General features: G+C 74.2%; 7 protein-coding genes. All 7 read left to right on the plus strand.

What is annotated here, in order from left to right; all coding sequences use genetic code 11:
* Position 1 precedes the first annotated feature (1 nt).
* The 7 genes from GTY56_RS23230 to GTY56_RS23260 all read left to right on the plus strand — a co-directional run bounded on the left by GTY56_RS23230 (position 2) and on the right by GTY56_RS23260 (position 13,149).
* Positions 2 to 5,710: a type I polyketide synthase gene (locus GTY56_RS23230; RefSeq protein ID WP_161367265.1), complete on the plus strand. Its 5,709-nt coding sequence runs from the start codon at positions 2 to 4 to the stop codon at positions 5,708 to 5,710.
* Between the two features lie 18 nt (positions 5,711 to 5,728).
* Positions 5,729 to 7,345, plus strand: coding sequence for a fatty acid--CoA ligase (locus GTY56_RS23235; RefSeq protein WP_161367266.1), 1,617 nt, complete (start codon positions 5,729 to 5,731; stop codon positions 7,343 to 7,345).
* Between the two features lie 38 nt (positions 7,346 to 7,383).
* Complete coding sequence (locus GTY56_RS23240) at positions 7,384 to 8,388, plus strand: LLM class flavin-dependent oxidoreductase (protein WP_161367267.1); 1,005 nt, start codon at positions 7,384 to 7,386, stop codon at positions 8,386 to 8,388.
* A gap of 62 nt (positions 8,389 to 8,450) precedes the next feature.
* Positions 8,451 to 9,218 (plus strand): thioesterase II family protein, encoded by a 768-nt coding sequence (locus GTY56_RS23245; RefSeq protein ID WP_161367271.1) that lies wholly within the window; start codon positions 8,451 to 8,453, stop codon positions 9,216 to 9,218.
* A 283-nt stretch (positions 9,219 to 9,501) separates the two neighbouring features.
* Positions 9,502 to 10,755 carry a cytochrome P450 gene (locus GTY56_RS23250; protein ID WP_161367268.1) on the plus strand — a complete coding sequence of 418 codons (1,254 nt, stop codon included), beginning with the start codon at positions 9,502 to 9,504 and terminating at the stop codon, positions 10,753 to 10,755.
* A gap of 60 nt (positions 10,756 to 10,815) precedes the next feature.
* Complete coding sequence (locus GTY56_RS23255; RefSeq protein WP_161367269.1) at positions 10,816 to 12,288, plus strand: MFS transporter; 1,473 nt, start codon at positions 10,816 to 10,818, stop codon at positions 12,286 to 12,288.
* 30 nt (positions 12,289 to 12,318) lie between these two features.
* Complete coding sequence (locus GTY56_RS23260) at positions 12,319 to 13,149, plus strand: alpha/beta fold hydrolase (protein ID WP_161367270.1); 831 nt, start codon at positions 12,319 to 12,321, stop codon at positions 13,147 to 13,149.
* Positions 13,150 to 13,387 lie beyond the last annotated feature (238 nt).

Consider the following 13,387-nt stretch of genomic DNA (forward strand, 5'->3'; position numbering starts at 1 on the left):
CATGCCGCGTGCGGAATCCCAGCAGCCGCCCGAGCCGGTCGCGATCGTCGGAATCGGTCTGCGATTCCCCGGCGGCAGCACCTCGCCCGACGAGTTCGACGCCTTCCTGCGGGAGGGGCGCAGCGGGATCGGCCCGATCCCGCAGGACCGGTGGGACGTGGCCGCGTTCACCCCCGAGACCCCCGAGGACAAGGGGAAGATCCACACCACCGCGGGGGGCTTCCTCGACCGCGTGGACCTCTTCGACGCCGCCTTCTTCAACATCTCCCCGAAGGAGGCCCGGTACATGGACCCCCAGCAGCGCCTGCTGCTGGAGACCGCCTGGCAGGCCCTGGAGCACGCCAACATCGACCCGGCACCGCTGCGCCGCGGCAACGGCGGCGTCTACGTCGGCGCCAGCTCCATCGACTACGCGCTGGAGCTGGAGTCCCTGCCGTACGAGGAGATGGACGGCCACCTGGCCTCCGGCATCACGATGTTCCCGCTGTCGGGCCGGCTGTCGTACTTCCTGGGGTGGCGCGGACCCAGCATGAGCGTCGACACCGCCTGCTCGTCCTCCCTGGTCGCACTGCACCTGGCGGTGCAGGCCCTGCGCTCCGGCGAGACCGACATCGCGCTGTGCGGCGGTGTCAACGCCCTGCACCACCCGCGCATCCCGGTGATGTTCTCCAACGCGCAGATGCTCGCACCGGACGGGCAGTGCAAGACCTTCGACGAGTCGGCCGACGGCTACGCGCGTGCCGAGGGCTGCGGCGTCCTGGTCCTCAAGCTGCTCTCCGACGCCGAACGTGACGGCGACCGGGTGCTCGCCCTGGTGCGCGGCACCGCCGTCGGCCAGGACGGCGACAGCGCCGGACTGACCGTGCCCAACGGCCCCGCGCAGGAGAAGGTGATCCGCGCCGCGCTGGCCACGGCCCGCCTCGCCCCCGAGGACATCCAGTACGTGGAGGCGCACGGCACCGGCACCCCGCTCGGCGACCCGATCGAGTTCGGCGCCATCGGGGACGTCTTCGCCGAGTCGCACACCGCCGACAACCCCGTGCTCACCGCATCGGTGAAGACCAACCTGGGCCACATGGAGCCGGCCTCCGGCATCGTCGGCGTCATCAAGACGGTGCTGCAGCTGCGCTCCGGCACCATCTACCCGCACCTGAACCTCACCACCCCGTCCGGGCGCATCCCCTGGGACCTCTACCCGCTGCGCGTGCCGACCGCCTGCGAGCCATGGCGGGCCGAGGTGCGCCGCGCGGTCGTGAACAGCTTCGGCTTCGCCGGCACCATCGGCGCGGTGGTCCTGGAGCAGGCACCGGAGGCGAGCCCCGCGCCGCAGTCCTCCGGCACACCCGCCGCCCCGCTGTTCACCCTCTCCGCCAAGAGCTCCGCCGCCCTGCGCGAGCAGGCCGCGAACCACCGGCGGCTGCTCGAAGAGCGGCCCGACCTCCCCCTCGACGCCCTCTGCCACACCGCCAACGTCGCCCGCACCCACCACCCCTACCGCGTCGCCGCCCCGGTCGCCGACCGCGCCGCCCTGACCCGGCTCCTGGACCGGGCGGCCGGCCAGGACCACGAGGGCCCCAGCGGCATCCGCAAGACGGCCTTCATGTTCACCGGCCAGGGCTCCCAGTACGCCGGCATGGGCGCCGCCCTCTACGAGGCCCTCCCGGAGTTCCGCTCCCACGTCGACGCGTGCGAACGGCTCTTCGCGGAGCACCTGGACCGCTCCGTGCGCGACCTGCTGCTCGGCACCGCCGAAGACCCCGGGGTGATCGACCGCACCGAGTACACCCAGCCCGCCCTGTTCACTCTCGAGTACGCCCTCGCCCGGCAGTGGATGGCCTGGGGCGTGCGCCCCAACGTGCTCGTCGGGCACAGCATCGGCGAGGTCGTCGCCGCCGCGGTCGCCGGCCTGTTCAGCCTCCCCGACGCCGTGCGGCTGGTCGCCGCGCGGGCCCGGCTGATGCAGGCGGTGCGCGCCGAGGGCGGCATGGCCGCGGTCGCCGCCCCCGCCGAGGACGTCGAGCCGCTCCTGGAGAGCCGCCCCGACCTCGCCCTGGCCGCGGTCAACGCCCCCGACCAGTGCGTCGTCTCCGGCGCTCTCCCCGCCCTGGACGAGGTCTGCGCCATCTTCAAGGAGCGCGGCGTGCGCGTCGACCGGCTCTCGGTCTCGCACGCCTTCCACTCCCCGCAGATGGCCGAGGTCTACGACGACTTCCGCGCCGCACTCGACGGCATCGAGTTCCACGAGCCGGCCATCAGCCTGATCTCCAACGTGACGGGACGGCTCGCCCGGTTCCGCGACATCGCCACCCCCGACTACTGGGTGCGGCACATCGGCGAACCCGTGCGCTTCCTGGACGGTATCCGCGCGGTGGCCCGGCGCGGCCGGCACGCCATGATCGAGATCGGCCCGCAGGCCGCGCTGACCGCGCTCGCCCGGCGCGGCGTCGCCGCCGAGGACCACCTGTGGCTGGCCAGCCTGCGCCGCCGGGACCGGACGGCCACCACCACCCTGACCGCACTCGCCGAGTACTACGCCGCCGGGCTCACCGTCTCCTGGCCCGGCTACCACGCCGGGCACGCCGTGCCGCCCAAGGCGGACCTGCCCACCTACGCCTTCCAGCGCAAGCGCTACTGGCTGCCGGCCGCCGGACCCCGCCGCGCCGCCGCGGGCGGCACCGCCCGCCACCCGCTGCTCGGCACCGAGGAGCGCTTCGCCTCGGGGGTACGGGAGTTCACCGCGGAGTTCACCGCCGAGGACCTCGGCCCGCTCGCCGACCTCGCCGACGGCGGACGCACCACTCTGCCCGCCGGCGCCTACGTCGACCTGCTGTTCGCGGTCCAGGACGCGGTCCGGGGCCACGCCCGGTCCGCCGTGCGCGACCTCCGGCTGCTCACGCCGCTCGACGTTCCCGCCGAGACCAGGACCACCCTGACCACCCGCTGGCGGCCGCTGCCGGGCGGGGGCGCCGAGGTGGCGGTGTTCACGGTCGTCGGCGGGGAGGAGGACGTGCACGCCACCGCGGTGATCGCCGCCGAGCCCGAACCGGTGGTGCCCGTCTCCGAACTGGCCGAACTGGACGCGGGCCTCGCCCCCGCCGGAACGCAGATCGACGACGAGGACATCTACACCGACCTCGCCTCCGTCGGCCGCCCGCACGGCCCCCGGATGCGGCTGCTGCTGCGCGCCGCCCGGCACGCCGACGGCCTGGTCACCGGGGAGCTGACCGGCCGCAACGCCTCCGCCGTCGAACACGTGCCGGCGGAGCTCGTGGAGGCCGCCGTCCAGGCGTGCGTCGTCCTCGACCCCGAAGGCCCGGTGTTCGTGCCCCGCGGCGTCGCCTCGGTCCGCCACTTCCGCAAGCCGCGCGGCGAGGAGCTGCGCGTCCTCGCCCGGGTGCACGGCGACCAGGACCGCCGCACCGCCGACGTACTGCTCCTGGAGAACGGGGACCCGGTCGCCGAACTGCTCGGCGTCCGGCTGGCCCGCCCCGAGGGCAGCACCGGCCGCCGCCGGTTCCTGCACCGCCCCGAGTGGGTCCGCCGCGCCCTGCCCGCACCGCGGACCACCGCCCCCGCCCGGCACGTCGTGCTGCTCGACCCGTCGCCCGCCCGCGCCGCCGACATCGCCGGACGGCCCGGCCTGAAGGTCACCCGGGGCGCCGGCGTCACCGAACTCAAGGCGGCCCTGGAGGACCCCACCGTCACCGACGTCTGCCGCGTCTGGCGGCAGCTCCCGCAGGCCATGTCCGCCGACCGGCTGCGTGCCGAGTGCGAGGAGAACTACCGCGAACTGCTCGCCCTGGTCACCGCGCTGGACGCCACGGGCGCCCCCCGGCCGCCCCGCCTGTGGCTGGTGACCGAGGGAGCCCAGTGCCTGCCCGGCGACCAGGCCGGCGACGGCGGACACCTGGCCGCCGCCACGCTCTGGGGCTTCGGCCGGGTGCTGCTCACCGAGTACCCCCAGTACCGGGCCACCCTGGTCGACGTCGCCCCCGGCAGCGGCCTGACCCCGCTGCTGGAGGAGTGGGACGCCGAACCGCCCGGCGAGTACCAGGTCGCCTACCGTCCGGGCCGCCGCTACGTCCGCCGGCTCCTCTCCGGCGACGCCCCGCTCACCTGGTCCGGCGGCTTCGAACTGCGCGCCCCCGACTCGGGCGACCTGTCCGACCTCGCGCTGGTCGCCGCCGCCGACGTGCCCCCGGGGGCCGACGAGGTCCAGATCCGCGTCCGGTCGGTCGGCCTGACCGCCGGCGACGCCCGCACCGCCCTGGACACCGGCCGCGCGGAGCGCGAGGAACTGCTCGGCGCGGGGGAGGAGCCCCCGCCGCTGCTCGGCACCGAGGCCACCGGCACCGTCCTCGCCGCGGCCGAGGGGACCGGATTCGCGCCGGGCGACGACGTCCTCGTACGCCACGACGGCACGTTCCGCTCCACGCTCACCGTCCCCGCGGCGGCCGTGGTGCACGCTCCGTCCGCCGAAGAGGACGACGGCGCCCGGCACTTCCGCCTCGACGAGACCGGCGAGGCGCTGCGGACGGCCCTGTCGGACCCGTCGGGGCAGTCCTGGGTGACCCTCCCGGACGCCCCCGGGGCGGAGCCCGCCGACCCCGCCGAGGAGGTCCCGGCCGCCCTGCGCCCGGACCGCACGTACCTCGTCACCGGCGGTCTGGGCGGCCTCGGCCTGGTCACCGCCCGGAAGCTGATCGCTCTCGGCGCCCGCCACCTGACGCTGGTCAGCCGCAGCGGACGGCCCACCGAGGAGGCCGCCCCCGTCCTCGCCGGCCTCGCCGAGCACGCCGAACTCGACCTGGTGAGGGCCGACATCGGCCGCGCCGAGGACGTGCAGCGGCTGGTGCGGCACCTCGCGGCCGGCCCGCGCCCGGTGGGCGGGATCGTGCACGCCGCGGGCGCCTACGACAAGAAGCTCATCGCCGAGCTGACCTGGGAGGCCATCGACGCCCAGCTGGAGGCCAAGGCGTACGGCGGCTGGCTGCTGCACGAGGCCGCCCAGTCCTCCTTCCCGGAGCTGGACTTCTTCGTCACCTACTCCTCGATCGCCTCGGTCCTCGGCGGCGCCACCCAGGGCCACTACGCCGCGGCAAGCGCCGCCCTCGACGCCCTCGCCGAGTGGCGCGGCCGGCGGGGCGTGCCCGGCCTGTCGGTGAACTGGGGCGCCTGGGCACGGGTCGGCATGTCGGCCCGCCTGGAGGAGCACCTCAGCCAGGAGATCGAACGCAGCGGCGTGCGCTTCTTCTCCCCGACCCGCGCCCTGGACACCCTGGCCAGGCTCTGGGGACGCCCCCGCACCCAGCGGGTGGTCGGCGAGTTCGACTGGGACCGCTACGTCGCGGGCAGCGTCACCGGCGACCTGTTCTACGACCGGCTCGCCCGCAACGCCGCGGACGACGACACGGGCCTCGACCTCACCGCCCTCGCCGGCCTCCCCCCGGCCGAGCGGACCGCCGCCGTGACCGGGGTCGTCCGCGAGAAGGTCGCCGCCGTCCTGCACCTGGAGGAGGGCGACGAACTGAACCCGAACACCGAGTTCGTCTCCCTGGGCCTGGACTCGCTGATGGCCCAGCAGGTCAAGGCCGCCCTGGAGCAGGCGTTCCGGCTGCCCCTGCCGGCCTCGCTCACCCACGACCACCCGACCGTGCGGCAGCTGGCCCAGTTCCTCTGCGGGCAGCTCGAGCCGGTGCCGGCCGCCTGACGCACCCAAGGACGGATCATGACTGACACACCCAGCGGTATACCGAGGGAGCGCTGGACGCTCACCCACTCCTCACGGGCCCACGCCGGCAGCCGGCCGGACCACCCGGCCATCATCTGCGAGGGCCGCGTCACCACCTACGACAAGCTGCACCGCGACAGCAACCGTGCCGCGCACGCCCTGCGGGCCGGCGGCGCGCGGCGCGGCGACCGGATCGCCTACCTGGGGCGCGAGTCGGAGAACTACTACGTGGTGATGCTCGCCTGCGCCAAGGCGGGCACGGTCCTGGTGCCGGTCAACTGGCGGCTCACCCCGACCGAGGTGGACCACATCCTGCGCGACTCCGGCGCCGCCCTCATCTTCGTCGACGACGAGTTCTGGGACACCGTCGCCGCGGTGCGCCACCAACTGCCCGGTCTGCGGCGGGTGATCCGCGTCGACGGCACCGACGCCGACGGCGAACCCGCCCGCGGCGCGGGCCTGCCCGCCTGGGCCGCCGACCAGCCCGACTCCGAGCCGGTGCCGGGCACCGGCCCCGACGACGCCGTGGTGCAGATCTACACCAGCGGCACCACCGGACTGCCCAAGGGCGCCGTCCTCGCCCACCGCAGCTTCTTCACCCTGCCGCACGCGATGCGCGAGCACGGCGTCGCCTGGATCGACTGGCTGCCCGACGACGTCAGCCTCATCTCGCTGCCGGGTTTCGGCGTCGCGGGCATCGGCTGGTTCCTGCACACCTTCAACGCGGGCGGCACCAGCGTGATCATGCCGCAGTTCGACCCGCAGGAAGCGGTCCGGCTGATCCGTACCCACAAGGTCACCACCACCTTCGCCGCCCCCGCCATGCTCCAGATGATGGCCGCCGAACGCGGCGCGGGACCGGAGGCGTTCACCTCCCTGCGCAAGATCGCCTACGGCGCGGCGCCCATGTCCGAGACCCTGCTCAAGCAGTGCCTGGAGACCTACGGCTGCGAGTTCGCGCAGATCTACGCCAGTACCGAGACCGGCAGTGTGGCGGTGTGCCTGCCGCCCGAGGCGCACCACCCGGGCAGCGCGGTGCTCGACTCGGTGGGCAGGCCGTGCCCCGGCAACGAGGTCAAGGTGATCGGCCCCGACGGCGACCCCCTCCCGCCCGGGGAGATCGGCCAGATCTGCGTGCGCGCCCCGTCCCGGATGCTCGGCTACTGGAACCTGCCCGAGGCCACCGCGCGCACCCTGGTGGGGGAGTGGCTGCACATGGGGGACGCCGGCTACCTCGACGAGGACGGCTACCTCCACCTGTGCGACCGCATCAACGACACGATCATCGTCGCCGGGCAGAACATCTACCCGGCCGAGGTCGAGAAGGCACTCGTCGCGCACCCGGCCGTGGCCGACGCCGCCGTCGTCGGCCTGCCCGACGAGCACTGGGGCGAGAGCGTGCACGCGGTCGTCGTCCTGCGCCCCGGCGCCGAGGCGCACCCGCGCGAACTGCTGCTCTCCCTGCGCGGCCGGCTCGCCGACTACAAGATCCCCACCGCCTACCACTTCACCGACTCCCTGCCCCGCAACCCCTCAGGCAAGATCCTGCGCCGCGCGGTGCGGGAGCAGCTGACGGCACCGGCCCGGGACCCGCTGGCCGGCACGGTCGTATGACACCGCGTCAGCCACCAAGGACAGAAAGGTCGTCGCCCATGAACGGGCCCCTGCACGTCGGCATCCTGCTGCCCACCCGGGAACAGGCCATCAACGGCACCTACGCGGCGGCCCCGCTGCTGGGCTTCGCCCGGCAGGCCGAGGCCCTGGGCTTCGACTCCCTCTGGGCGGGCGACTCGCTCACCGCCCGCCCCCGCCTGGACCCGCTCGTCGTCCTGGCCGCCGCTGCCGCCGCCACCGAGCGGATCACTGTCGGCACCGCCGCCCTGACCCCGGCCCTGCGCCACCCGCTGATCGGCGCCAACATGGTCGCGAGCCTCAGCCACGTGGCCGCGGGCCGGCTGGTCCTCGGGCTCGGCTCCGGCTTTCCCATGCCCGAGACGGAGGAGGAGTTCGCCTCGGTCGGCGCCAGCTTCACCGGCCGCGTCGGACGCCTCGACGAGATCACCGCCCTGTGGCGCACGGCCTGGCGCGCCGGACAGGAGGGCGAACCGGCCGGCTTCCAGGGCAGGTACTGGCAGGCCGACCACCTCGACCGGCTGCCCTCCCCGGCCACCGCCGGCGGCCCGCCGCTGTGGCTGGCCGGCAGCGACACCCCCAAGGTGCTCGCCCGCGCCGCCACCCGCTACGACGGCTGGCTGCCGTTCCTGCCCGACCCCGACGCCTACGGCCGGGCCCGCCGCCGGATCGCCGAGCTCGCCGAGGAGGCGGGCCGCCCCGCCGGCGCCGTCACTCCCGCCCTGTACGCGACGATCACGGTGAACCGCGACGAGCGGGCGGCCGAGGCCGAACTGGAGCACTACATCAGCCACTACTACGGCCGTTCCCTCGACCAGATGCGCACCATCCAGGCCTACGCCTGGGGCAGCGCCGAGAAGTGCGCCGAATGGCTCGGCGGCTACGTCCGGGCCGGCGCTCGCCACCTGGTCCTGAGGATCGGATCGCTCGACCCGGAACCGCAGTTGAAGGAGATCGCCGAGGTGCTGCTGCCCGCGGTTCGCGCCCTCGGCCCGTCCACCACCGTGGGGAGTACTCAGTCGTGACCAGTACCACCAACGCAACGGACACCGGCGCCACCGGCGCCACCGTCGCCGCCGGCAGCCGGATGTCCCGCGCGGGCCAGTGGTTCCACCCGGTGGAGCCCTCGCCCGACGCCTCGATCCGGTTGTTCCTGCTCCCGCACGCGGGCAGCGGCGCCATCATCTACCGGGACTGGGAGAGCCTGCTGCCGCCCGACATCGCCCCGCAGGCGGTGACCCTGCCGGGCCGTCACAACCGCCGGGAGGAGCCGACGTACGAGGAGTTCTGGCCGCTGCTCGAAGCGCTGCACGAGGCCGTGCTCGACGACCTGGACGACCGGCCGTTCGCGTTCTTCGGGCACTGCCTCGGCGCCCAGCTCGCGTTCCGGCTGGCCATCCGCATGGAGGAGGAGGGCGGCCCTGCACCCCTCATGGTCGGCATGTCCGGCTGGTCGCCCGTGGGCTTCTTCCAGCCCACCGAGGAGCAGAGCCGGATGCCCGAGCCCGAGCTCGTCGAGTGGATCAAGAAGCTGGGCTCCTTCCCGGCCGAGATCTACGACAACCCCGAGATGCTCGCCCTCGTGGTCCCCGCGCTCCGCGCCGACCTCAGGGTCGCCGCCCAGTACGTCGACGACGGCGCCGGGGTCGCCTGCCCGCTCGCCTCCTACGGCGGGCGCTCCGACCCCCTGCAGGAGGCGCCGGACGCCATGACCCACTGGGCCGGCCGCACCCCCGCCTACCTCGGCCACAACGAGTACTCCGGCGGCCACTTCTACATCGACACGCACGCCCAGGCCGTCACCGCCCACTTCGCGCACCGCCTGCAGCGGATCGCCGCCCACCCCGCGCGCTAGCGCCGCGACCGGAGAGGCCGGCGGCGGCCTTCCCGGCCACAGCAGCGCCGCACCGGGAAGGCGCCCCGCTCCGGCGCCTTCCCGGTCCGCCCCACACCCCCAGCACCGGCCCCACACGAGTTCCCGGGGGTTCCACAGCCCAGTCGGCCCTCGTGTCAGCTCCGTGTCAGCGGACTGCGCGACAGTGGCGCACGACCGTCCGCGGCGTTGGACGGGACACCACCCATGTCCCCACCGCCCCGGCGGCGTCAGCGTGTCCGAGTCCGACCACGGAGAAGAGCCGGTGCCCGTCATCCACCTGCCTGCCCCCTCACCCCTGGAGGCCGACGTGTCGCTCGCGGACCACACCGACGTCCTGGACTGGCCCTTCGCCCGCACCGAGGACGGAGACCCGCCGCCCATCCTGGCGGAACTGCGCAACGCGCCCCCCTGCGTGGTGCGCATCCCGGCGGGAGCCGCCGAGTCCCGCCTGGCCTGGCTGGTGACCCGGTACGCCGACGTACGGCAGGCGCTGGGCGATCCCCGCCTCAGCGCCGACGAACGCCTGCCCGGCGCACCGGTGCGCATCCAGGTCCCGCCCGGCGGGAACCCCAGTTCCTTCCTGCGCCTGGACGACCCCGAGCACGCCCGGCTCCGCTCCATGATCCAGACCGAGTTCACCGCGCGCCGGGTCAAGCGCCTGCGCGAACCGGTCCAGCGGCTGGTGGACGAACTGCTGGACGAACTGGAGGCACAGCCCCGGCCGGCCGACCTGCACGCGGTGTTCTCCCGGGCGCTGCCGACCCTCGTCATCGCGCGGCTGCTGGGCGTTCCGGAGCAGGACTCCGCGTTCTTCATCGAGAAGACCCGCGCCACCATCTCCCAGGAGGACCCGGCGGTCTCCCTGGCCGCCTTCGAGGAGATGTCCGAGTACCTGGCCAAACTTGCGCTGCTCAAGCTGGAGAGCCCCGGCGACGACCTGATCAGCCGCCTCGCCGTCAACCACCACGCGAAGGGCGCCCTCACCCTGGACGAACTGGTCGGCATCGCCCGGCTGGTCCTGGTCGCCGGACACGAGACCACCACCAACCAGATCGCCCTGAACATCCTGGCGCTGCTGCGCGACGACGACCTGCGGGCGCGGGTGGCCGCCGACGACGGCGCGCTCATACCGAACTTCATCGAGGAGTCGATGCGCTACTGGTCGATCTCCCAGGACGCGATGGTCCGGCTGGCGGTGGAGGACCTCGAACTCGGCGGTGTGGCCGTCTCCAAGGGCGACGCCGTCGTCATCTCCGTGCCCGCCGGCAACCACGACGAGTCGGTCTTCGCCTGCCCGCACCGGATCGACCCGCACCGCGACACCAGCGGCCACCTGCAGTGGGGCTTCGGGCCGCACTACTGCCAGGGGGCCCCGCTGGCGCGCCTGGAGATGGAGCTGTCGCTGCGCTCCCTGCTGCGGCGCTTCCCGAATCTGCGGCTGGCGGCCGACCCGCGCACGGTCTTCCGCCGCGGCACCGTCTTCCACGGGGTGACACACCTTCCCGTGACCTGGTGACCGGCCACGGTACCGGCACCACCGGCCAACCACCCGAAAAGATCGAGAAACGGAGTCGTCATGACTTCTGAGACAAGCACGGAAGTCGTCGTCGAGGGGCGTGCGCCGACGCCCCCCGGCGGCGCACCGGCCGCCGCCCCCTCGGCCGGTGCCCTCCTGGTGGTGCTCGTGGGCACGTTCATCACGGTGCTGGACTTCTTCATCGCCAACGTGGCCGTCCCCGCCATCAAGGCCGACCTGGGCGCCGGCGCCGCCCAGGCCCAGATGTTCGTCGTGGGCTACGGCGTCGCCTTCACCGCGGGACTGATCACCGGTGGCAGGCTCGGCGACCTCTTCGGCCGCCGGCGGATGTTCACACTCGGCATGGTGCTGTTCATGCTGGCCTCGGCCGCGTGCAGCCTGGCACCCACGGCGACCGTCCTGGTCGTCGCCCGCATCGCCCAGGGCGCCGCCGCCGCGCTGATGGTGCCGCAGGTGCTCGGCATCATCGGCACGGTGTACACCGGCGCCGCCCGCGACCGCGCCTTCAACGCCTACGGCCTGGTCATCGGAATGGCCGGCGTCTTCGGCCAGTTCATCGGCGGTGCCCTGATCACGGTCGACATCGCGGGGCTGAGCTGGCGGACCATCTTCCTGATCAACGTCCCGCTGTGCCTGGTCTCCCTGGCCTTCGTCGGCCGCACGATCCCCGAGTCGCGCGGTGAGGGCGGCACCCGGCTGGACCTCGTGGGCGCCCTGCTGGTCACGGCGTCCCTGGGCATCATCGTCTTCGCGCTGCTGGAGGGCCAGGAGAGCGGCTGGCCGCTGTGGGTGTGGGAGGCGCTGGCCGGTGCGGCCGTCCTGGTGGCGGTGACCGTCTGGCACCTGCGCCGGCGGGCGGCGGCCGACCGGGGCCCGCTGATCGAACCCGCCCTGTTCAAGGGCCGGGTGTTCTCGGTGGGGCTGGCCGCGACGGTGGTCTACTTCCTCGCGATGGGCTCCTTCTTCTTCGTGCTGGCGCTCTACCTGCAGCTGGGCCGGGGCCTGTCGCCCCTGGAGTCCGGGTCCGTCTTCCTGGCCCTGGGCGCGGGCTACTTCGGCGCCTCGATGGTGTCGGCGCGCAAGGCCGCCTCGGTCACCGCCCGCAGGGTTGCCGTCGGCCCGCTGACCCTCGCGATCGGCTACGCGGCGGTCGCCCTGACCGCCGACCGCCTCGACACGACGGGACACGTGCTGTGGGTGCTGCCCGCACTCCTCGTCGCCGGGCTCGGCATGGGCCTGACGACCGGCCCGCTGACCAACCTGGTGCTGGGCGCGGCCGCTCCCGAGCACGCGGCCTCCGCCTCCGGACTGCTGAACACCGCTCAGGAGGGCGGCGCGGCCGTCGGCGTGGCGATCGCCGGCGCGGTCTTCTTCCCCGCCCTGGCCGACGCCGGCGGCTCGGCGGGCGCCTACCCGCACGCGTTCGCCGTCACGCTCGTCCCGCTCATCGCCCTGGGACTCCTGGCCTCCGCCCTGGTCCTGGCGGCGCCGGGCCGCACCGCACGGCGCTGAAGGTCCCCACCACCAAGGAAGGCAGGCGTCATGCCGTACGTCACCACCCGGGACGGGACCCGGCTCCACTGCACCGACTGGGGCGAAGGGCGTCCCGTGGTGCTGCTCAGCGCCGCGATGGCGGACTCGCGGATGTGGGAGTTCCAGGCGCCGTTCCTGGCCGGTCAGGGGCTGCGCTGCGTCACCTACGACCGGCGCGGCACCGGACGCTCGGACGTCCCCTGGAGCGGCTACGACTACGACACCCTCGCGTCGGACCTCGCCGATCTGCTCGACCACCTCGACCTGCGGGACGTCCTGCTGGTCGGCTACGCGGCGGGCGGCGGTGAGGCCGTGCGCTACCTGTCCCGGTACGGCGCCGCGCGGGTGGGGAAGCTGGCGCTGGTCGCCTCGACCACGCCGTTCCTGCTGCGCACCCCGGACAACCCGGACGGCCTGGAGATGGCGCTGTTCGAGGAGATCGAGAAGGCCATCCGGACCGACCGGGCCGCCTGGCTGAGATCACTGACCTGGCCGTTCTTCGCCGGCCCCGAGGCGGATCCGGCGAGCACGCCGCTCTCGCCCCGGCTGGCCGAGTGGCTGACGGACCTGGCCATGGACACCTCGCCGCGGGCCGCCACGGAGATCTACCGCACGTTGTTCACCACCGACCAGCGAGCGGAGACGGCGGCCGTCCGGGTGCCCACCCTGGTCGTCCACGGCACCGCCGACCTCGGGGCACCGTACCCGCTGTGCGGTCCCCGCACCGCGGAGCTCGTTCCCGGCAGCACCCTGCTGACCTACGAGGGCGCGGCCCACGGCCTGTTCGCCACCCACGCCGACCGTCTGAACGCGGACCTGCTGGCCTTCGCCAAGCAGTGACCGCGAGGGCGGGGCCTCCCGCGTTGCCGCCGCCCGGCCCCGGCCGGGCGGCGGCCGGGCATTCCGCCCGGCCCGCGCCCCGTCCTCCCCTCGCTCCCACTCCCGACCCGCCTCGCACACGTGCCTCACACGCCCGACGACCGGGGCGCCGGGGCGCGACTCCGGGCGCCGCGCCCGGAGTCCCGCCGAGAGTGCCCGGGCGGCGCCCGGCCCGGCGCACCGCGGGCGTCCGCGGCGG

This window comes from Streptomyces sp. SID5643 (assembly GCF_009872555.1).
GTDB lineage: Bacteria > Actinomycetota > Actinomycetes > Streptomycetales > Streptomycetaceae > Streptomyces > Streptomyces iakyrus.

Bases quoted from the DNA above. Each gene is read 5' to 3' on its own strand.
- GTY56_RS23235 (WP_161367266.1), top strand. From the start codon at position 5,729: ATGACTGACACACCCAGCGGTATACCGAGGGAGCGCTGGACGCTCACC.
- GTY56_RS23240 (WP_161367267.1), top strand. From the start codon at position 7,384: ATGAACGGGCCCCTGCACGTCGGCATCCTGCTGCCCACCCGGGAACAG.
- GTY56_RS23255 (WP_161367269.1), top strand. From the start codon at position 10,816: ATGACTTCTGAGACAAGCACGGAAGTCGTCGTCGAGGGGCGTGCGCCG.
- GTY56_RS23230 (WP_161367265.1), top strand. From the start codon at position 2: ATGCCGCGTGCGGAATCCCAGCAGCCGCCCGAGCCGGTCGCGATCGTC.
- GTY56_RS23245 (WP_161367271.1), top strand. From the start codon at position 8,451: ATGTCCCGCGCGGGCCAGTGGTTCCACCCGGTGGAGCCCTCGCCCGAC.
- GTY56_RS23260 (WP_161367270.1), top strand. From the start codon at position 12,319: ATGCCGTACGTCACCACCCGGGACGGGACCCGGCTCCACTGCACCGAC.